General features: G+C 60.3%; 18 protein-coding genes. 2 read left to right on the top strand and 16 right to left on the bottom strand.

The genetic code is table 11. From position 1 onward, the window contains the following. The first annotated feature begins 25 nt into the window (after positions 1–25). Positions 26–994 (top strand): hypothetical protein, encoded by a 969-nt coding sequence (locus AAEZ05_RS17745; RefSeq protein ID WP_045061875.1) that lies wholly within the window; start codon positions 26–28, stop codon positions 992–994. 97 nt (positions 995–1091) lie between these two features. Here the strand turns inward: AAEZ05_RS17745 and hldE are convergent, their stop codons facing one another. The 3 genes from hldE to AAEZ05_RS17730 form a co-directional block, all read right to left on the bottom strand. Further along, positions 1092–2513 carry a bifunctional D-glycero-beta-D-manno-heptose-7-phosphate kinase/D-glycero-beta-D-manno-heptose 1-phosphate adenylyltransferase HldE gene (hldE, locus tag AAEZ05_RS17740; RefSeq protein ID WP_045061876.1) on the bottom strand — a complete coding sequence of 474 codons (1422 nt, stop codon included), beginning with the start codon at positions 2511–2513 and terminating at the stop codon, positions 1092–1094. 112 nt (positions 2514–2625) lie between these two features. Beyond that, complete coding sequence (gene msbA, locus AAEZ05_RS17735) at positions 2626–4431, bottom strand: lipid A export permease/ATP-binding protein MsbA (RefSeq protein ID WP_045061877.1); 1806 nt, start codon at positions 4429–4431, stop codon at positions 2626–2628. A gap of 15 nt (positions 4432–4446) precedes the next feature. Then, entirely contained in the window at positions 4447–5619 is a 1173-nt protein-coding gene (locus tag AAEZ05_RS17730; RefSeq protein ID WP_045061878.1) for an O-antigen ligase family protein, read from the bottom strand. 111 nt (positions 5620–5730) lie between these two features. Here AAEZ05_RS17730 and AAEZ05_RS17725 point away from each other — a divergent pair, with 111 nt between their 5' ends. Then, positions 5731–6336 carry a lipopolysaccharide kinase InaA family protein gene (locus AAEZ05_RS17725; protein ID WP_045061879.1) on the top strand — a complete coding sequence of 202 codons (606 nt, stop codon included), beginning with the start codon at positions 5731–5733 and terminating at the stop codon, positions 6334–6336. On the opposite strand, the gene AAEZ05_RS17720 is transcribed toward AAEZ05_RS17725, so the two are convergent. The 13 genes from AAEZ05_RS17720 to waaC form a co-directional block, all read right to left on the bottom strand. Further along, complete coding sequence (locus AAEZ05_RS17720) at positions 6331–7425, bottom strand: glycosyltransferase (RefSeq protein WP_350648314.1); 1095 nt, start codon at positions 7423–7425, stop codon at positions 6331–6333. The two genes, AAEZ05_RS17725 and AAEZ05_RS17720, sit on opposite strands and share 6 nt — an antisense overlap. Before the next feature lie 48 nt (positions 7426–7473). Then, entirely contained in the window at positions 7474–8235 is a 762-nt protein-coding gene (locus AAEZ05_RS17715) for a hypothetical protein (RefSeq protein ID WP_045061880.1), read from the bottom strand. A gap of 55 nt (positions 8236–8290) precedes the next feature. Further along, positions 8291–9247, bottom strand: coding sequence for a glycosyltransferase family protein (locus tag AAEZ05_RS17710; RefSeq protein WP_350598088.1), 957 nt, complete (start codon positions 9245–9247; stop codon positions 8291–8293). Further along, on the bottom strand, positions 9244–10674 hold the full coding sequence (locus AAEZ05_RS17705) for a PIG-L deacetylase family protein (protein ID WP_350598120.1): 1431 nt from the start codon (positions 10672–10674) through the stop codon (positions 9244–9246). The genes AAEZ05_RS17710 and AAEZ05_RS17705 overlap by 4 nt, the downstream gene beginning before the upstream one ends. A gap of 8 nt (positions 10675–10682) precedes the next feature. After that, positions 10683–11579, bottom strand: coding sequence for an antimicrobial resistance protein Mig-14 (locus AAEZ05_RS17700; protein WP_045061882.1), 897 nt, complete (start codon positions 11577–11579; stop codon positions 10683–10685). Then, the gene (locus AAEZ05_RS17695) at positions 11579–12709 is read right to left on the bottom strand and encodes a glycosyltransferase (protein WP_350648282.1); all 1131 of its coding nucleotides are present in this window, start codon (positions 12707–12709) and stop codon (positions 11579–11581) included. The genes AAEZ05_RS17700 and AAEZ05_RS17695 overlap by 1 nt, the downstream gene beginning before the upstream one ends. Continuing rightward, positions 12693–14450, bottom strand: a complete 1758-nt coding sequence (locus AAEZ05_RS17690) for a carbamoyltransferase family protein (protein ID WP_045061884.1) — start codon at positions 14448–14450, stop codon at positions 12693–12695. The genes AAEZ05_RS17695 and AAEZ05_RS17690 overlap by 17 nt, the downstream gene beginning before the upstream one ends. Before the next feature lie 252 nt (positions 14451–14702). Further along, a complete protein-coding gene (locus AAEZ05_RS17685; RefSeq protein ID WP_350648280.1) occupies positions 14703–16151 on the bottom strand; it encodes a lipopolysaccharide kinase InaA family protein in 1449 nt (482 codons plus the stop codon). Then, positions 16151–16903, bottom strand: a complete 753-nt coding sequence (locus tag AAEZ05_RS17680; RefSeq protein WP_045061886.1) for a lipopolysaccharide kinase InaA family protein — start codon at positions 16901–16903, stop codon at positions 16151–16153. Before AAEZ05_RS17680 ends, AAEZ05_RS17685 begins: the two co-directional genes overlap by 1 nt. Continuing rightward, complete coding sequence (locus tag AAEZ05_RS17675) at positions 16900–17634, bottom strand: lipopolysaccharide kinase InaA family protein (protein WP_045061887.1); 735 nt, start codon at positions 17632–17634, stop codon at positions 16900–16902. The genes AAEZ05_RS17680 and AAEZ05_RS17675 overlap by 4 nt, the downstream gene beginning before the upstream one ends. Further along, a complete protein-coding gene (gene rfaP / locus AAEZ05_RS17670; RefSeq protein WP_205892028.1) occupies positions 17634–18440 on the bottom strand; it encodes a lipopolysaccharide core heptose(I) kinase RfaP in 807 nt (268 codons plus the stop codon). Before rfaP ends, AAEZ05_RS17675 begins: the two co-directional genes overlap by 1 nt. Then, positions 18437–19561, bottom strand: coding sequence for a glycosyltransferase family 4 protein (locus AAEZ05_RS17665; RefSeq protein ID WP_350648278.1), 1125 nt, complete (start codon positions 19559–19561; stop codon positions 18437–18439). Before AAEZ05_RS17665 ends, rfaP begins: the two co-directional genes overlap by 4 nt. After that, on the bottom strand, positions 19561–20622 hold the full coding sequence (waaC, locus tag AAEZ05_RS17660; protein WP_045061890.1) for a lipopolysaccharide heptosyltransferase I: 1062 nt from the start codon (positions 20620–20622) through the stop codon (positions 19561–19563). The genes AAEZ05_RS17665 and waaC overlap by 1 nt, the downstream gene beginning before the upstream one ends.

Genomic DNA, 20622 nt, shown 5'->3' with positions numbered 1-20622 from the left:
GACGCGGCCTTAAGCAGGAGCCGACATGCCGCGTACGCTCATAAGAAAGAACCCCAGCAACTTCAAGACCCTGCCGTTATTCGTCGAAGCGACTCCCGAAGGCCTGAGTTACCAGAGCGTCGGAATGCCGCTCAATTTCTCGCAAACCCTGCAGCGTCGCCGCCCCGTGGCCGTGGCCGATGCAGAGCGCTTCGCCGTGGAGCTGGCCAATCTCGGGGTTTCGGTGCGCCTTACATTGCACTGGCAGAACCGCGATTACTGGGTCTTGGTGCGCCAGCGCCGACAGGATCGCGGCGACGTGGTGCTCAAGCTGATCTCCGGTTATGTGCCGGCCCACGAGCTCAACCTGCCGCTGCACACGGCCATTCAGGAAATCGCCGAAGAATGCCTGCTGGAAACGCCCGAAGGCTGGCTTGGCGGACGCTTCAATGACACCTGGCTGCCTGCGCCCTACTCGTCCGCCCTGCATTATCGGGAAGCCTTGCCGTTTCGATTGACGCCCCTGTCGGGGTCGGCTCGACCGGTGCGCTGCGCGAACATGCAACTGATCGAACGTCCACGCGCTTACGTGCACCTGCCCACCGCCTCGTTGCAGCTGATCTACGACTTGCGCCTCGAGGTCCCCAAGGAAGCCAAGTCGCTCAGCCTGTTTCATGTCGACGAACGCCTGGAAGGCGACCAACTGGTGGCCAGGCTCGATCGCAAGCGGCCCGATCTGTACCTGATGCCTTTGCAGGACGGCCAGCCGATGGCTGAGCTCTACACCTTGAAGAAAGACCACCTGTATCCGGCGAGCACTCGCGGGTTGTACCTGGCAGAGAGTTTTGCCCAGCAGGAAGGCTGGCTGGTGCGCGATGAGCGGATCAAGTGGAAGGATTGGGTGAAGCAGCAGGGACTGAGCCTCCCGGGGAAGGACTCGGGTTTAGCGCGGTTGCGGGGCAAGGCCAAGCAATTGCTGAAGAGAATCGTGCCACGCAAGAAGCTCAGTTCCTGAACCAAAAGATCGCAGCGCCTACAGGGCAGGAGCTGCCGCTGGCTGCGATCTTTTCACGTTGCGATCAAAGAAATCTTCAAGGATCGCAGGCCAGCTCTCACGACTTGCGGATCTTCTCCACAATCGCCGTAGTCGAGCTGTTTTCCACCAGCCCCAGGACCTTCACCGTGCCGCCGTAGGCTGCCACGATGTCAGCACCCACCACCTGCTCAATGCCGTAATCGCCACCCTTGACCAGAACGTCGGGCTTGACTTCGCGCAGCAGGTTTTCCGGGGTCCCCTCCGAGAAGCTGATAACCCAGTCCACAGCGCCCAGGCCGGCCAGGACGGCCATGCGCCGGTCAACACTGTTGATCGGACGCCCAGGACCTTTCAGTCGGCTCACTGACGCATCGTCGTTGACTGCAACGATCAGACGATCGCCTTGGGCCCGCGCCTGCTCGAGGTAAGTCACGTGACCGGCATGCAATATGTCGAAGCAGCCGTTGGTGAACACGATCTTCTCTTTGTGCGCACGGGCATCGTCAACCGCCAGCAGCAGTTGCTCGAGCCCCAGCACACCGCGCTCGGAGCCTTCTTCGCGCTGAATGGCGCGCCGCAGTTCCGGTGCACTGATGGCAGCAGTACCCAGCTTGCCGACCACGATACCCGCAGCCAGGTTGGCCAGGGCCACTGCATGGGGCAATTCTTCACCGGCAGCAATCGCTGCTGCCAGGGTCGAAATCACCGTATCACCGGCACCCGTGACGTCGAACACTTCACGCGCCCGCGCGGGAAGGTGCAGCGCGGGATGACCGGGGCGCAACAAGGTCATGCCGTGCTCACCGCGAGTCACCAGCAAGGCGCCGAGGTCGAGCTCCTGCATCAGGGTCGCGCCCTTGGTCACCAGCTCGTGCTCATCGCTGCATTTACCGACGATGGTTTCGAACTCGCTGAGGTTCGGCGTGATCAGGCTTGCACCACGATAGATGGAGAAATCCTTGCCCTTGGGATCGGCCAATACCGGAATACCACGGGCGCGGGCAGCCTGGATCAGCACCTGATGGTTCTTCAGCGCGCCTTTGCCGTAGTCGGACAACACCAGCACCTTGATGCCTTCGAGCAATTCGTCGACTTGCTCGCCCAAGGCGAGGGCATCGGTAGCGAAAGGTTCTTCGAAGTCGATACGCAGCAATTGCTGGTGACGACTCATGACCCGCAACTTGACGATGGTCGGCTGGTGCGCGATGCGCTGGAACAATGCCCGCACGCCGGCGCCCTTGAGGCTGTTGGCGAGGCTGTCGGCGGCTTCATCGTCGCCGGTGACGCCAACCAGGGAAGCCGGCGCACCCAGAGCGGCAATGTTCAACGCAACGTTGGCGGCACCGCCTGGGCGGTCCTCGATTTGCTCGACCTTGACGACTGGTACCGGCGCCTCCGGGGAGATCCGTGAGGTACCACCATGCCAATAACGGTCGAGCATGACATCGCCGACCACCAAGACAGGGGCTTGATCGAATCGCGGCATGGACAACTTCATGGAGCAACCCACATACAAAATGAACAGGGGCGCGATATTAACACAGGGTTGCCGTGGGCTTGCGCCACGGCTGCAACCGAATGAAACATCGTTCTTAGCCCCCGGGCCTGGATCAGGCGATATTTTCCGTCGGTGCGTCGAGCCCCATGGCGTGCAGGCGCGAGTAGTAGCCATTTTGCGCCAGCAACTGCGCGTGGGTGCCACGCTCGACAATTTCACCATGGTCCATGACCAGAATGAGGTCGGCCTTTTCGATGGTCGACAAGCGGTGAGCGATCACCAGCGTGGTGCGGCCCTTCATGACCTGGTCCAGTGCCGCCTGGATATGGCGCTCGGATTCGGTGTCGAGTGCCGAAGTCGCCTCATCCAGGATCAGCAACGGAGCGTTCTTCAACAGGGCCCGGGCAATCGCCAGGCGCTGGCGTTGACCACCGGACAACAGCACGCCGTTTTCACCGACCTGGGTATCCAGGCCATCGGGCATCTGGGAAATGAAGTCCATCGCATAAGCATCGGTGGCGGCCTTCTCGATGTCGGCCCGCGGGGCGCCAGCCAGGTCGCCGTAGGCGATATTGTTGGCGATGGTGTCATTGAACAGCGTCACATGCTGGGTGACCTGTGCCACGTGCCGACGCAGGTTACGCAGGCGATAGTCTTCGATTTCGACATCATCGAGCAGGATCTCGCCGGTCTCGTGATGGTAGAAACGAGGGATCAGGCTGGCCAGGGTCGACTTGCCACTGCCGGAGCGACCCACCAGCGCGATCATCTGGCCGGGTGCCGCGGTGAAGCTGATGTTTTTCAACACTTCACGATCGGTGTCCGGGTAGGTGAAGCTCAGGTTGCGCACTTCCAGGTAACCGCTGACGCGATCACGCTCGACCGTGCCGCTATCAACCTCAGGCTCAACGTCCAGCTGTTCGAAAATGCTTTCGGCACCGGCCACGCCTTTCTGGATGGTCGAGCTGACTTCCGACAATTGACGGATTGGCTTGGGCAGCAGGCCCGCCGCCGTGATGTAGGCCACCAGGTCGCCCGCCGTAGCGTCGCCCCGCAGGAACAGTACCAGGAACATCAGCACGGCCATGGCGGTATAGATGACCAGCTGCAACATCGGCGTATACACCGCGCCGGTCTTGGTCATGCGCAGCTGCTTGTCCGTGTTGCCCTGGCTGGCTTCGGCAAAGCGGCGCTCTTCATAGCTCTCGCCGCCGAAGCTGCGCACCACGCGATAACCCTGGATGGTTTCGGAGGCGACGTGGGTCACATCCCCCATCGCCACCTGGATTTTCTTGCTCTGCTTGCGGAATTTCTTGCTGGTGTTACCCACCATGAAGGCAATCACCGGCAGAATCGCCAGCATCACGATCGTCAACTGCCAGTTCATCCACAACAGATAGGCAAACAGGAACACCACGGTCAGGCCTTCACGAATCACGACCTTGATCGCGTCCGTGGCGGCGCCGGTGACCATTGTCACGTTGAAGGTGATGCGCGAAATCAGATGCCCCGAGTTATGGGTATCGAAGTAGCGGTTGGGCAATACCAGCAGCTTGTTGAACAGCTCGACGCGCAGGTCATGCACCAGCCCCAGCGAAACCTTCGCCAGGTAGTAGTTACCCAGGAACGAGCCCAAGCCCTGCCAAGCCGCGATCAGGATGATCAGCAGTGGCACCGCCATCAGCAACTGCAGGTCCTTGAGATAGGGAACATTGGGAAAGAGCACGGCTTCAGGGTTGCTCAGGCCGTCGACGAAATATTTGAGGATCCCCGCCAGCATTGGCTGGGTGGAAGCAAAGATCACGAAGCCCACGATACTCAGCAGGAAAAGGCCAACATAGGGTTTTACATACCCCAACAGCCGAAGATAGATTTTCAGGCTGGAGTCCTGTCCCGCTTTGGGCGGTGCGTCACTCATCGTAGAGCTCACTTGTTAGGAAGAACGCGAAATTTTATCACAGGCACCGGGGTTGGCCCGCGCCCATACCAAAACACTGGCCAATCCGATCGGTAGCCAGCTGATGAACCACTCAGCCCTGGGCGTGCCGGTCAGGCTGGCCGCATCAAATTGCATGGCCAGGGTGGAAAACAGCCAGATGCCGATAATGCCCCGGCCGTACAGCGACGTCCTGGCTTTCCAGGCCTCAAGCAGCACGCCAAACCAGACTGCACACCACAGCAGCAGGCCTGGCAGACCCAACTCGATTGCCACATGGCTGAACAGATTATGGGCATGGTCGAAATACATGTCTGCGGCGAACACCTTGTAGTCGCCGCCCAGCCCGAGGCCGCGCCATGGATGCTCGGCGATCATGTTGAGGCTGGCAACCAGGATCTCCGGGCGATAGGAGGCACCGCGGGCCAGCACCAGTGGTTCGAGCAACCAGAACGCCAGCAGCGCCACCGCCAGGGCACCGATTGCGACAACGCAGCTGCGCCGGTCCCGGCACCAGATGGGCATTGCGAGCAACGTGAAGAACAACGCCAGGGCCGCGCCCCGGCTTTGGCTCATCACCACGAACGCGCCAAGCAAGCCCAAGGCCACAGCCCAGAGGGCCTGCATCCAGCGCTCGCTGGGCACCCAAAGCACGAGCCACACGGCCGCGAGCCCGATGACGTAGCCGCCAAGGATCGGGTGAGACAGCTCCCCCAGGCCTTCAAGACGTGCAACCCAGGCATTGCCATTAACACCATAGAATTTTATGACAGCGGCCAGGGCTGTCAGCGCCAGGCCGAAACCTCCCCACTGCATGAGGCGAATCACGCGCTCCGGCCGACCGTTGGCCAATATCGGAAAAAACAGCAGGAACACGACTATGTACAACAGGCGCTTGGCCTCGCGAGCGGGTTCCTCGACGTTGGTCCACGACAGGCTGATCAAAGACCAGACCAGCAAACCAAGCAGCGGCAGGTAGATCCAGCGCTGTTCGTACAACAGCTCTTTGAGTCGAACCCGCGCAGGCCAGGCGAACACCAGGGCCGGGAGCCAGAGCAAAGCGACCAGGCCCTGTTGATAGGCTTTGTTGGTAGGCGCTACGGCAATGGCCAGTAAAAACCAGATCAGCCCTGCGGCCATCCATAGTTGCGCCCAGCGTGTTTCCTGCATCGATTTGCTCCTTGGATAGTTCACCCTGCCTCACCCGGCATGGTTAAAACTGAAACTTTTCGGCATCATTGCCCGCCACGGTGCTCCGCAATTCCGACAAGGCTTTCTACGATGCAATGTTCCCGACTTCCGCAAGACGCTTTAAATCAAATGATTGAAGGCGCCAGAGTATTGGAGGCTGATAGCTACGGTCCGAAAGTCTACCTGTTGCAGGATGGGAATATCCTCAAACTGTTCAGGCGCAAGCGACTATTTTCTTCCGCAATATTTCGCCCGTACTCGAAACGGTTCATCGATAACACCCTGGAGCTGCAAAAGCGCGGCGTGCCCACCCTTCAGGTGCTGCAGTTCTACTGCCTGCAAGGTCCAGGCATGACCGCCGTACTGTATGAGCCATTGCCGGGTGAAACCCTGCGCCAGGTTGCGGCAAAAGACGGCTTTGACTGGCAGCAGAACCTGCCGGCGCTCGCAGAATTGATCCGCAGCCTGCACAAATCGGGAATTTATTTTCGCTCGTTGCACCTGGGCAACATCGTGGTGACGCCAGATAACCGCATGGGTTTGATTGATGTCGCAGACATGCGCTTTGTGCGTGCCCCACTGCCGAAGCACCTGATCAAGCGCAACCTGCAACACTTCGCGCGCTATATTGCACGCGAGAACCTGAACGGCAGCTTTCCAATGCAAGCATTGGAGCAGGCCGTCATGGCGTCATGACAACAGTTCGCGGACCGCTTGGCTGAAGTCGAGCCAGGCCTGGTCAGGTGCCAGCTTGCGGTACTGGCCCGCTGCAATCGTTGATGCGCAGTCATTGAATGCACTCAGAATGGCCGCGCTCCAGGCGTTGACGTCGGCAGCGGCGACATACACACCCTTGTCATCCAGCTGTTCGCGAAACACCGGAAGTTCGCTGGACATCACCGGCACGTCCGCCATCACGGCCTCCTGCATGATCAGCCCCAGGCCCTCGCTCAACGAGGGGATCGCAACCCAGTCGAAAGCGCGGTAGAGCTGCGCGGCGTCGTTCAAATGCCCCGGCAACGAGACATTGCCGCCGAGCCCCAGGCTATCAATACGCGCCTGCAGCGCGGCACGATTCGAGCCCTCGCCGATAATGACCAGACGCAGATCTGCGCGCTGTTTCAGTGCTACCGCGAAGGCGTCGAGCAGGCACGCAAATCCTTTCTTGTCTTCCAGTCGACCGACCGCACCCAGCACCGGCGTCTCGTCGAGCGGCAGCCCCAGGCGAGCACGGGCATCCTCTCGCGAGAGCACCTCGGCGCGAAAGGCAACAGGGTCATATGCACTGCGCAGCGCCTGGATCGGGAGTTGAAGGTCCTGGCCCAGCTTGGTCGCCAGCGTGCCTGACACTGCGACCAGCGTCAGTTGGGTTGGCTTGAAGTGCTGGAACAGCGCCCGGTCTTCGGAACGAAGTCGAGTGGACCCGTGGAAAATCACAATGGCACGCACGTGAGGCAGTTTCTTCAGCAGGGGCAACAAGGTCCGGGCAACGCCCAGGCCGTCGAGCAGCAAAAGATCCGCCTGGCTTTCCAGGAGCGCTTTCTTGAAACCGGCCTGCATCCAGGGCTTGGTCAGCCGCCAGAAATGCCGCCCTTTCAACTGCGCGGAGGACAGGTTCCACTCCCTGGCGCCAGCCACGTTCACGCCACAATCAGTTGCGCAGCCCTGTAACAGCCAGGTCTTGACCGGTGATGTCGAGGCCGCCTGGGACAGAATCTGTTGGTGAACCTTGTGTATCGACGCAAAAGGCGCACCGCCGGACCACATCACATTGAGAATGCTCATGGCGCCACGTGCCGCTTCAGGCATCTGCCGGGTTCTCTCCTGGTGCACTTAATTGATGAACCAGCCAATGCATACTCCCACCAGTAGAGACAATGCGAACTTGATCTGTTCGCGCCGACTGCGCCGCGCCTTGCGCTCACGCTCGACAGAAGTCTGGACGTGCAAACCAAACCCCGTATGCCGCACCGCATCACCCTCAAGCGTCACTGCAGTGAGGTTCAGCTGCGCGTAACGCTTGGACAGCGCCTTCTCCCCGTCGTGCGAGGCATAAGGGGCACACAGCCGATATTCCTTGATCCTGCGCAGCCCGGGGTTCAGCGAGAAACTCTGCCACTCGGGCTTGTCCGAGATCAGTGGATAGCAGGCCACACCACCAATGAACTCCCGAGCACCCAGGCGAATGTAAGGGCTGTGCACACTCAGATCGTAAATATAGCTGCGCATCCAGACCTGGAGGATTTCCGGACGCAATTCGAGGATTTTCAGCGAGTCTTCCACGAATCCTGGGCGATAGAATTCCCAGTCGTCTTCGCAATGAAAAATGTACGGAGTGCTGACATGCTCGTAAGCCAGGTCGATGGATGCCAACTGACCGAGCTTCGGGCGATTGACGAACACCGTGCAATGATCTTTCCAGCCCGCAGGGATGGCCGAATGCACAGCCTCGTCCCCGGCATCTTCAGTAATGAAGACTTCGCGGATGGGCGCTGTGTTGAACCGGTCAAAACTCTCGAGAGTGGTTTTGAGCAGGTCCAGGCGGCCACAGCTGGTGACCACCAAGGTGATGTTACTTTCGGTTGAAAACTGCACTTGATTCTCGTTTAAAGTCAAAGTGCCAGCAATATCAATGGCTGACCGGCCCTTGTCAAACGCCCAGTTTCAGGCGCACTTTTTCCAGCAGACTCAGTGGTGCACGGGTGCGCAGCGCCGGCTTGAGCGCCTCGACGATGCGTTCGCCGATACGCGCAAAGCTCAATTGCGCCACTACCAGTTCCCGGCCGTTATCGGCAATGCGCCGTGCCAGCTCAGGGTCGGCCCGCAGTTGCGCGAGTTTTTCCTGCAACTGGGCGATGGTCTGGTAGAACACGATGTTATGCATGTCCTGCAGACCCAACGCGCGGCTCTCGGCCTCGCCCTGGTCATACGCCAGCAACACGCAACCGCAGGCCATGGCTTCGAAGTTCTTGATCATGAACTCGCCCATGCCGACATCGGCACTGACGAAAAAACGGATACGGTTGAGGGTATCGCAGTATTCCTCGCCGGACTTGGTCCGGGTCACGACCAGCGGCTCAACGCGCCCCAGCTCATCGAGCAAGGCTTTGCGACCGCTGTAGGCAACGCTGTTGGTGCTGCCGACAAATGCCAACTCGATATCACGTTCGCGACCCTGGTCCTGCAGCAGGGTCTGGTCGTAGCCCTTGGGCACGAACACCGCATCAAACCCTTCCTCGCGCAGACGCTCGGCCACCACATATCCCGAGCTGATCACCCGCACCCACGGCAGCTTGCGGTAATGGGCGCTGAACTTGCCGGTGTACTTGCACGGGATGTAATTCTGGTAGGCATCGTGCTCCAGAAACACCAGGTTGGGCACGGTCTGGATAAAGCGAACCTGCCTGATTTCCTTCTTGAAGCGCAGGAAGAACACAATGCGGTCGTAGCGAGTTACATCGACGTGCTTGCGGAAATAGCCGCGCAGGTCGTCCTGCTCCTCGCTGGTCAACTCGCGCTTGTCGCAATCGCAATGGGCGGCGATTCCGTCGTAGAGGCGATCAAGGATCGCTCGCTGCTCTTTCTGCACCAGGAACAGAACTTTCAATTGGTTTCTCTCTTTCCAGACAGATCTTGCACCCAGAACAATTCATGGCGCCGGACGGTTTTGCGGAAAAACTCGTTTTCCCCGTAAGCCGGCCAGCGTCGAGCCGCCAGGCACCTCTGTATTGCCCGCCGCAGCAGGCGCTTCAATGGCAGCCTCGGTTGGAGGTCATGCATCATGCCCAGGGCCATTGCCTTGTGGCATTGTTGTTTGTCGGACAGGCCGAGCGCCCAGGGACGCATGGGCTCGTCGGCCGTCAGTTGCGGCGGCAACGCCACGCCAGTGCCTGCCTCACCCATGGGCCAGCGATCGTTATCGTGGAGGTGATTGGCGTAATACAACAAGGTTTCAGGCTGCCAGGCAGTGGCGCCCAGCGCCTGCATGACGGCTTGCTGCGAACACTGGTGGTCCGGATGGGGATCGAAGCGCGGATGCGGCAACACGATGACCTGGGGCTGAATGCGCTCGATCAGCTCATGCAGATCCCCCAGCAAGTTGTTCCAGGTAGGGGCACCGTCAGCATCACTGCGTAGGGCAAACGGGTTGAAGCGGCGGAAGTAGCGAGTATCGCCAAGCTGCGCTTCGCGGGAGGCCGCCGGACAGTCCGGTGCATCCTGCATCGCCGGCAATTGCAGACAGAAATACCCCAGCTGGATGCAGCGTTCCTGCGCGACACCGCCCCACAACGGCACGCCAATGCTGTCCCACGCACGCAGCGAGCCTTTGAGGCGCGCCGCCTCGACGCTATCAAGGCCCATTTGCTGGTAGTGCTCGGCTTCTATTTCACCGGCTGTCACGGTCACGATCCAGCTTTGCTCGGCGCTGCTGTACAAGCCGAACGCCGCCAGCTCGGCGTCGTCGGCGTGGGGGGCGATGACCAGCACCCGCTTGTCACGGTAGTCGGGGTATTCGAAGGCCCACAGCACGGGTTCGCCGAGCAACCGGCAGAACCGTCCGCGCAAGCGCAGTTGCCCCTGGGACAGCACCGACGCCTGCCCGGTCAGGTTGAGGTAGCGCAACCCGTCGACACCCCGCTCGAAAGCCTGACGGTCGGGATTACTGCCCCCCGTTAACTCGACCACGGGATCGAAAAAGCGCCCCAGCCAGGTGCTTTGTATGCGCAGCGCCAACACCAGCGTGGCGTCGTCGACCAGCATGACGCCCTCGTCCAGGCGCAACCGCTCGCCGTCCAGATGGACTTTGGGTTGCTGAGTGTAGGGTGGAAAGCTGTATTGGTAATCATCGCCAGGGGAATAGAACAGATGGTCAGCGAACCAGGCTTCATGGGCTACCCAGCCCAGCACCGCAATGACCAGCGGCAACCACCAGGTCACCAGCCAACCAACGACCACTAACACCAGCAACGCGATAAGCAGGCTCAAACGCTTGTTGCGTCGATGGCGCTTTAGCAGCAACTGTTTACGGCTGATGGGCTGATTCATACAGTGAATACCGGGACAGGGTTACACCAGCGATCCTTGTATTCCCGATCGGCTCGCCCGAAAGAGAATCGCAAGGGCTTGTCCAGCGCCCGGGCATGCTCCCAGGCACTTTGCGTATTGAGGAAACTCAGCACGCTGCCGGGACTGAATTCGCGGGTTTCAGGATCGACGCCACCGTTGATGTACTCGACGCTGATCCATTGCGGCGCTTCAACCCGGTAGACCAGTTGAATCGCGATCGGCGCATCATTGAGGAAAATGACCGAGCCAATCAGCAACTCACGCAACAGCTCGATGACCTCTGCCATGCGTTCGGCACCTGTGGCCGGGAAACCCCATCTGCGCTGGAACAGATCGCAGTAGATCGCTGCCAGTTCGCCGCTGGAAAACTCGGTGACTGGTCGCACGACGCCGCCGGCCTCTTCCAGAAGACGCAATTCACGGCGCTGGTTATAGCGGAACTTCTTCGACAATTCTTCAGGGGTGCGGGCCATGGCCAATTGCTCGGCTTGCAGCCTGATACCGGTGAACCTTCCTTCGCTCATCGCGCACAGGTAGCGTGCACGATGGCGCAGCGGCGCCTGGGCATCGGCGGCGGCCGGCAGGATCAGTTCTGCATTGCCCAGGTCGAACAGGCCTTTTTTACCCCGTCGCTTGAGCACATCCTTGGACAGCGCCAGGTCGCGACCCCAGGTCGGGATAGCAGCCTTGATTTCACCTTGCTGTTCCCATGCCAGATAACGCACCGGGATATCGGCCATGTGTGCCAGGCGTTCAACGACCATCGGATGGGTTGCGACACTGCCGCCATAACGGTGCCAGGCATCGGCATAGGTCGCGGCATCGATTACTGCCCAGCCACGTTCGCGCCAGCCTTGAAGTCGGTTGAGCATCAGCCCCTCTTTGCCAGTTCGGTAACACGCGGCAAACGCCAGAAAGCGTCACCCACCGCGCGATCGGAGAAGCGTTCGCGCAAGCGATCAGTCATCAGTTCCGCGCATTGGCGGCGCTGGTGATCGTCCATCGCGGCCAGGTGCTGCAGCCCTTGGGCCAGATGCTCGGCATCACCCAGGGGGAACAGGATACCGACACCTTCGACCACTTCCCTGGCGCCGCCCGCTGCAGTGGCGAGCAGCGGCACGCCGGCGGCCATGGCTTCAAGCAGCACCATGCCGAACGGCTCATGATCGGAACTCAGGGCAAACACATCGAAAGCACGGAAATAACGACGAGCCTCGGGCACCTGGCCCAGGAACAGTACCCGGTCACCGACTCCCAACTCGCGGGCGAGCGCCTTGAGGTCCTGCTCCAGGCGACCGGTACCGAGGATCACCATCTGGCTGTTCACCGGCAAGCCAGGCAAAGCCTTGGCAAAACCGTGCAACAAGGTGGCCTGGTCCTTGTCGGGATGCAGGCGCCCGACGTTACCGACGATCCACGCATCCATCGCCAGGCCAAGGGCCTCCCGGGCTACCTGCCGCGACAGCTGGCTGTCTTGCAATGCCTGCACGTCGATGCGGTTGTAGAGCGTCTGGATTCGGGAATCCGGCCATTTCGGCAGGCATTTGCGCATATCGTCGCGCACTGCATCGGACACCCCGAGCAGGCTCAGGCGCTTGCGAAAAATATGCGCAAAAAGTTTGCGGGTGCCGCGCTTGTAATCGCCAAAGGCATGGTGCACGCCAATCACCGGCAACGAGGTACCGAGCAAGGCGATATAGATCGGTTTGAAGCGGTGGGCGATGCAGAAGCTGAAGTTGCGCGACGCGGCGATCTTGCGCAGATCCCGGATCGCGCCCAACTTCAGGCCACGAATGGACTTTGAACTGTACTCCATGAATAACACTTCATCGGAAGCACAGCCCGCAGCGACTTCGGCATCGGCCGCCCCGGTAAGAAACACCGTGGTCACCCGATAACCGGTCCCCGCGAACAGGCTGGCGTACTGCCGGGCGCAGTCCAGAAACGGCCCGTCATAGCCGTGACAGAACTGCAGCACATGGCGTTCAGCCGAGCGTGTCATATGCGTCAGCGCCCTCTTTGACCACCAGAATGTCTTCCATGATCAGATACTGCAGGTCGGAACCGAAGAACATGTTCAAGGCGTCGGTCGGTGAGCAAATCATCGGCTCGCCACGACGGTTGAGCGAGGTGTTGAGCGAAACACCGTTGCCGGTCAGCACTTCCAGCGCCTTCATCATGTCGTAGTAACGCGGGTTGTATTCGCGCTTGAGCACTTGGGCCCGGGAAGTGCCGTCTTCGTGGACGACTTCCGGCACGCGGGTCTTCCACTCTTCAGCCACTTCAAAGGTGAAGGTCATGAACGGCGCCGGGTGATCGATCTTGATCATCTGCGGTGCAACGGTGTCGAGCATCGACGGGCAGAAAGGCCTCCAGCGCTCGCGGAACTTGATCTGGTGGTTGATGCGGTCAGCAACGCCAGTGGCACTCGGGCAGCCAATGATCGAACGACCGCCCAACGCACGCGGGCCGAATTCCATCCGCCCCTGGAACCAGGCAACCGGATTGCCATCGACCATGATCCTGGCGATATTTTCCGGCATGTTCTCGAGCTTGCGCCACACCGGCTTGCTCGGGTGACGGGCGCATGCTGCCAGCACGTCTTCGTTGGTGTAGGACGGGCCGAGGTAGACGTGTTCCATCTTCTCGACTGGCACACCACGGGCGTGCGACACATAAGCCGCGGCACCGACTGCGGTACCGGCGTCGCCCGATGCAGGCTGGACGAATAGTTCCTTGACGTCGTCGCGGGCGATAATCTTCTGGTTCAGCTTGACGTTCAACGCACAGCCGCCAGCAAAGGCCAGCTTGCCGGTTTCCTTGAGCACGTCGCCCAGATAATGGTCGATCATCTGCAGCGCCAGCTTCTCGAACAGCGCCTGCATGCTCGCGGCGTAGTGGATGTAAGGCTCGTCGGCAATGTCGCCTTCGCGCTTTGGACCCAGCCACTCGATGAGTTTCGGCGAGAAGTAGAAACCTTTGCCTTTCTCTTTGTAGCGGCGCAGGCCAATCACGTTGGCGTAATCGGTGTTGATCACCAACTCACCGTTCTCGAAGGACGCCAGGCGGGAAAAGTCATATTTGCTGGCATCGCCATAAGGCGCCATGCCCATGACCTTGAACTCACCGTCGAGCATCTCGAACCCGAGGAACTCGGTGATCGCGCCATACAGGCCGCCCAGGGAGTCAGGATCGAAGAACTCCTTGATCTTGTGGATCTTGCCGTTCTCGCCATAACCGAAGAAGGTCGTAGCGTACTCACCCTTGCCGTCGATCCCCAGGATCGCGGTTTTCTCCTTGAAACCGGAGCAGTGGTAGGCGCTGGAGGCGTGGGCCAGGTGATGCTCGACCGGCTCGATCTTGATTTTCTTCGGATCGAAGCCCAGTTGCTCGAGGCACCAGACAATTTTGTTGCGATAACGCTTGTAGCGACGGTTGCCCATCAGGATCGCATCAAGTGCACGATCCGGGGCGTACCAGTAACGCTTGGCGTAGTGCCAGCGAGCCTCGCCGAACAGGCTGATCGGGGCGAACGGAATCGCGACTACATCGACGTCGGACGGCTTGATGCCCGCCTGTTCGAGGCAGAACTTCGCCGATTCGTAGGGCATGCGGTTCTTTGCATGTTTATCGCGCACAAAGCGCTCTTCCTCAGCCGCCGCGACCAGCTTGCCGTCGATGTACAAGGCTGCGGAAGGATCATGGCTAAGGGCGCCGGACAGGCCAAGAATCGTCAATGCCACAGGGGTCTAGCCTCTTTAGTCTGCATGCAGGCGCAATGCGCCTCAAAAAATTGATGTACCCTCGCAAGCGGCGAGAGACAGCTAAAGGGCGGGATTATAGCGTAAACAAGGCGGGAATGACCCAGCGCTTATTTGACTTGGACGATCAAGATCAAAAGATCGCAGCCTTCGGCAGCTCCTACCTCTGGGCGCGAAGGCGAGACCGGCACAATCCCCGTAGGAGCTGCCGCAGGCTTCGATCTTCGCGCCCTATCAGACGCGGGAGATGTCTTTGGGCAAACGCTGATCGATGATTTGGTAGAGGGCGCTGCTCTCTGGCCAATTGCGCATGAATCGCGCCCGATCCCGCGCATAGGCCGGGGCGAAGCTGCCTGGCGAGCCGTGCTGGCACATGGAGTCCAGGTCGATCAATGCCCAGCGATCATGATGCCAGAACAGGTTATGGCCTTTGAAATCGCCATGACTGATGCGCTCGCTGATCAGTTCGGCGAACAGATGATCCAGCGCCAGCAGCTCGGCCTCGGGGGCGTCCCCGCTATCTACATAGGGGGCAAAACGTTCGATGATATCCGGACCTGGAAGGTACTCGGTGACCAGATACGCCCGACTGCGCAGCCAGAAAAAACGCTTCTCCAGCAAGGCCAGCGGCTTGGGCGTAGCAATGCCCAGGAAGGCCAGGCGATTGCCTTCGCGCCACGAATGCCAGGCACGACTTGGGCGCCAGAAACGCTTCAACCAATGGGCGAACCCCTTGATGTTGTAGCGCTTGATAACCAGCGTCCTACCTTCTACCTGCACTTTTCCTACACTCGCCGCGCCACCGGTCTTGTACAGATGGCCTCGATCAAGTAACTCGTCCGCCTGCTCCAGCACTAGCAGCATCGCCGCCTCTTCCTCGCGCCGAATAGCCCTCAAGGCAAACGCCCCGCACTGGACGCTGAAGAGCGTGCACTCGCGCCCAACCTTGATCAGGAAGTCCTTGAGGCGCCAGGCGCGAACCTTGTTGATCTGCTTCTGCAATGCCTCCATGGGTAAGGCATGCTCGCCATTGCTCAACAGGTAATACACCAGGAGCTCTTCGGTGAAAGGCTCGAGGGATTTGGGCAGTTGGGCGAAAAAAACCCCGAGATTTTCCAGTACTTTCTGCCGCGACAGTGGCTGCCCCGGCGTTTCGGCGCAGATTCCCGCGCCATCAATCAAATACAGACGGCCGCGCTGGCGCAACAGGTTGTCCAGGTGCAGATCTTCCTGCCACAAGCCTTTGCGGTGCATCTGGCCGATCGCCCCCAGCGCAGCTGCCAGGACGGCCGACTGCTCGTCCGCGAGCATTGGCAAACTCTCGACCTGCTTCCACGCATCGCCCAGGCTCTCGGCGCCCTCGAGAAAATCGAACAGCAGCCAGCCGCCCTCGCCTTCCTTCAAGCCATCGGCCAGCAGCAACGGGGTGGTCAAGCCTTGATCGGCGAGCAAGCGCACGCCATTGAGTTCGCGCTGGAAGTGCCGCGACGCTTTAGCGCCGACCAGTAACTTGGCCAGCACGGGACGGCCGCGCCAAACGCCAGCACCGACGTATCGCTGCCCAGGCAGCACGCGCAGCAAGCTCAGCAACTGCAAGTTGGCAGGACCGGCGGCATCGGCCAGTGAAATGCTCAATGGCAGGCCCGGGTTACGCCCTGCATGCTTCAGTTCGGACAAACGCATCAGCGCGCCTCCTTGTAACCGCGCCGCGCACCCAGGCGCTGCAGCCAGCTGTCGATCAGTGAACTGGCCACTGGCTGATCCAGGTAAACCGCCAGCAACTCACGCACTTGTGCGTCGTTCCACTGCGGCGCACGACGCAGCAGAGGCTCGAGATCCTTCACCCGGTCGCGCTGCCCCAGCAGCAATGGCCGGGTCTTTTCCAGGTCAATCAGCTGGGCTTGATAGCCGCTGGCGGTGGCTTGCAGGAAAATGTGCTTGGGATAAAAACAGCCGTGAACCTGGCGTGCACCGTGCAGGCGCCGAGCCAGTTGACCACAGGCTGTAATGATCGCCGAATGTTCCACCTCGCCGAGTTGCGACCAGCGCTGCAACAGCGAGTCGAGGTCATCCCAACCATCCAGCGCACGAGTCAGCAGAATCGCCCGCACTTCGCCCTTGACCTTGCGCTCACCAAAGAACGCCGCTTTCAACGCCGGAATGCCCAGGCTTTCATAGCGACTGATATTGCGAAACTCCCGGGCGAAACTCGGTTCGCCAAAAGGCGCATGCAACGTACGCATTTGGTAATTGCACTGCCGCTTGAGGTAGTAGCCATGACCTTCCAGGTCCAGGCGAAACACGCTGCTCCAGCCACCGCGTGCGGTGTTCGGTTCGTCCACCGCTTCCAGCTGCCTGGCCCACAGCGCTTCGAAGGTGCCCAGACCATGGCGTTCAAGTAAAGCGCGGTCCTCAGCAGCGAGATAATCAGTCATTCGCGACCCTCGAAAAATCTGACAACGTGACGAATGCGCTTCTTGTCCGCCTCATTCAGGCGATCACGTTGGCGGTACTGCAAGTAGAACCGCAGGCGCTGAGTGGCCGACAGCTGGTACTTGGCGACCTTGTCCAGGCACGCCAGGTCTTTGGTGATTCGATACTTGAGCCAAAAGCCGCGCCAGAAGTCGCCGTTCGGGCAATCGATCAGGAACAGCCGGGCCTGATCGTCAATCAACAGGTTTCGCCACTTCAGGTCGTTGTGGGTGAACCGATGGTCGTGCATGGTCCGGGTATAGCCGGCCAACTGCCGGCTCACAACATCGACCCAGGCACGGTCATGGAGTTTCGGATCATGGCGCTCGGCCAGTGCCGACAAGTCTTCGGTGCGCGGCAGTTCCCGGGTGATCATTGCACCTCGATCATAGGCTGCCCCCCGCCGCTCCAGGCCCCACGCCACGACTTCGGCGGTGGGAATACCCCATTTGGCGAACCGTTTAAGGTTCTGCCATTCGGCCTTGACCCGTGGTTTGCCCAGGTAACGACGCAGGCCCTTGCCGGCGCCAACGTAACGCTTGACGTAGTAATTGACGCCGTTGCGTTCGACGCGGATGACTTCGGACAGCGGATCGCGGGTCAGGCGCTCGCCCTGAAGCGCAAACACTGCATCAAGAGTTCCGAAATCTTCTGCCAGCTCGCTGTACGCAGGCTCCAGCTTCCAACCCGACATCAGAGCGCATCTCCGTACCGCTGTTTACGATCGTAGAGTTTGTTCGCCTTGCCTTCGAGCCAGGCGAGCAAGGTTGCTTCCTGGCCCAGGACCTGCCGCAGCGGCTGCTGGAAGTAACCTTTGAGGAAGCGCAACTTGTCGCGACGGGTCAGGCCAATGTCCAGCGCCGAAAAGTACAGCGCGGCCAGGTCCTTGTTGCGCCAGCGCTGAGTGATTGCCGGGCGGGTCTGGGCCCGGTGCAGATCGATCACCGAAAGCTTGAAATCGTCAGCCTTTACCGGCTTGTCGGTGTGCAGCAGGAAATGGCAAATGTAGCAGTCGCGGTGGTTGACGCCGGCGCGGTGCATCATGCCGGTCATGCGCGCCACTTCGGCGATCAGCGCCCGCTTGAGTGTCGGTTCCGGTGGGTTCTTGACCCAATCGATACTGTAGTCTTCGAGGCTGACGGTAGGCGCCAGCTCTTCGGTGACAATGAACGAGTGCTGGTCGGCCGGGTTGCTGCCTTTTTCCCCGTAAGCCACCGCCGTCATGCTCGGCACCCCCACTTCCTTGAGGCGCTGGATGGCCTTCCACTCCTGGCCGGCGCCGAGCACCGGCAGCTTGGCGGTGAGCAGGTTCTTGAAGATCTCGCCCCAGCCAATGCCACGGTGGATTTTCACGAAAAAACCGTGGCCGTCCACTTCAGTGCGCAAGGTGCGGCGTGCCTCAAGCTCGCGATAAACCTCGCCCTCGAGGCGCTCGACTTCGGTAAACGGGTCGCGTCCAGCCCAAAGGCTCTTGAACGGTTCAGCCAACATCAATTTCATTTCGCCTGCTCCGCCAGAATCACGTCGGCCGCGTGCTGCGGCATGCTGTAGAGGTCGGCCGTGTCGGCGAAGGCCAGACCGTTGCGACTCCAGGCCGCACGCGCCTGAGCGTCGTTCAGCATGTCGGCCAGGTAGTGGGTCAGTTGCGCCTGATCGAAAGGTTCGTCCAGCACCCGCCCTGCGTCCGCCTCGGCGATGTAATGGGCGTAACCGCAGACCGCGCTCACCAGCACCGGCAGGCCAGCGACCAGGGCTTCAAGCAGAACGGTCCCGGTATTTTCGTTATAGGCCGGGTGGATCAACAGGTCAGCACCCAGCAGGAACCGCGGAATATCGCTGCGCCCCTTGAGGAAGGTCACGTTATCGCCGAGGCCCAATGTCGCACTCTGCATCTGGAATATCTTGGGGTCGTCCTGGCCAATTACAAACAGCCGGGTACGTTTTTTCAGATCGACAGGCAGTCCGGCCAGCGCCTTGAGGCTACGATCGACGCCCTTGGTCTTGAACCCGGAGCCGATCTGCACCAACAGCAGCTCATCGTCCTGCAAGTTGAACTCACGGCGGAATTCAGCCCGGATCTCGGCAGCATTTGCCGGTGCGCGACGATCCTGGGAAATGCCCGGCGGCAGCAGATGAAAGCGCTCCAGCGGGGTGCCATAATGCTTGATGAACAGCGGTTGCTGGACTTCGGAAATCATCAGGACTTCGGTCTTGGCGTCCTTGGCGAACACGGCGCGCTCGTACTCGGCGAAGTGGCGGTAGCGACCCCAGCGACGGTAGAGCGAGTTGCGCAGGTTCTGCGCCTTGTCTTCAAAGCAACCATCGGCGGCGTAGTAGACGTCCAGGCCGGGCATCTTGTTGAAGCCGATCAGACGATCCACAGGACGCCTGGCCAGATCCGCGGCCATCCACTCGCTGAGTTTTTCGTTGCGACGATGATTGAAGAACGCCTTGACCGGTGCTACCAGCACCTCAAAGCCCGGCGGAATATCGCCTTCCCAGATCAGCGTATAGACGCGGATCTGGTGGCCACGCTGCTGGCATTCGAGGGCGATGCGCATGAAGTCGCGCTGCAGGCCCCCGAATGGAAAATATTTGTACAAGACGAATGCCAATTGCATCAGCGCAGCTCCTCAGCCAGTAACAACGTGCTCAGTCGGATCGCGACACGCTCGGGATTCAAACGCGTGAAGCACAGCGGCCACTCGCGTTTCAGGTCAAACCGGCTGGCATCTTCGGCCGTCGGTTGATAGGTGCATTTCTTTTGCAGGCAGGGTGCGCAGGGGAAGTCGCTGGCGATGTGAATCTGCGACTTTCCGTAAGCGCCAGTCAGGCCCGGGTTGGTCGGGCCGAACAGAGACAATGTCGGGACGTCCAGTGCTGCTGCCAGATGGCCAAGACCGGTATCCACCGCCACACAGGCCTGCGCCCCGGCCAACACTTTGCCAACGCCCGCCAGGTTCAGCTTGGGCAGGACTTCAACGTGGCGCATGTCCTTGGCGATGCGCTCGGCGCGCGCTTTTTCGGCCGGGTTGCCCCAAGCCAGCTTCACGCCGACGCCCAGGTAGCCAACGCGCTCGGCCAGCTCTCGCCAATAGGCCTCGGGCCAGTGCTTGGTGTCCCAGGTGGTGCCGTGCAGGAACAAAACGTAGGGATTCTTGCGCGGCAGCTCGACCAGACGTTCGACGTTCAGGCCATAGTCGCCCAGGCCCTTGGGCAAGTCGTAGCCCAGGGCGATGGCGAACAATTGGCGTACTCGCTCCACGGCATGCTGGCCGCGGGCAACTGCCAGGCGCCGATCATAGAAACGTGCCGCGATCGGCTCTCGTGCCGAACCTTTATCGAGGCCTGCCACCGGCGCCTTGACATAACGAGTCAGCAAGGCACTTTTCAACAGGCCCTGGGCATCGATCACCAGATCATATTTTGTCGCGCGAATGCTTTGCTTGAAGCGCTTCCACTCGCCGCTCCTGATGGTCTGCCAGATGTTTTTGCGCCAGCGACGAATCGCGACCGGAATCACCTTGCCCACCGCCGGATGCCAGGTCGGGATCTCCGCGAAGCCCTCTTCCACCACCCAGTCGAATTGAATGCCGGGAATCGCCCGGGCCGCGTCCGTCAGCGCCGGCAACGCATGGATCACGTCACCGAGCGAAGACGTCTTGATCAACAGGACCCGCAA

It is taken from the genome of Pseudomonas sp. HY13-MNA-CIBAN-0226 (assembly GCF_040310305.1).
GTDB lineage: Bacteria > Pseudomonadota > Gammaproteobacteria > Pseudomonadales > Pseudomonadaceae > Aquipseudomonas > Aquipseudomonas gregormendelii.
Note: the sequence above shows the minus strand (reverse complement) of the source record. Positions and strands in the feature narration are given on the sequence as shown.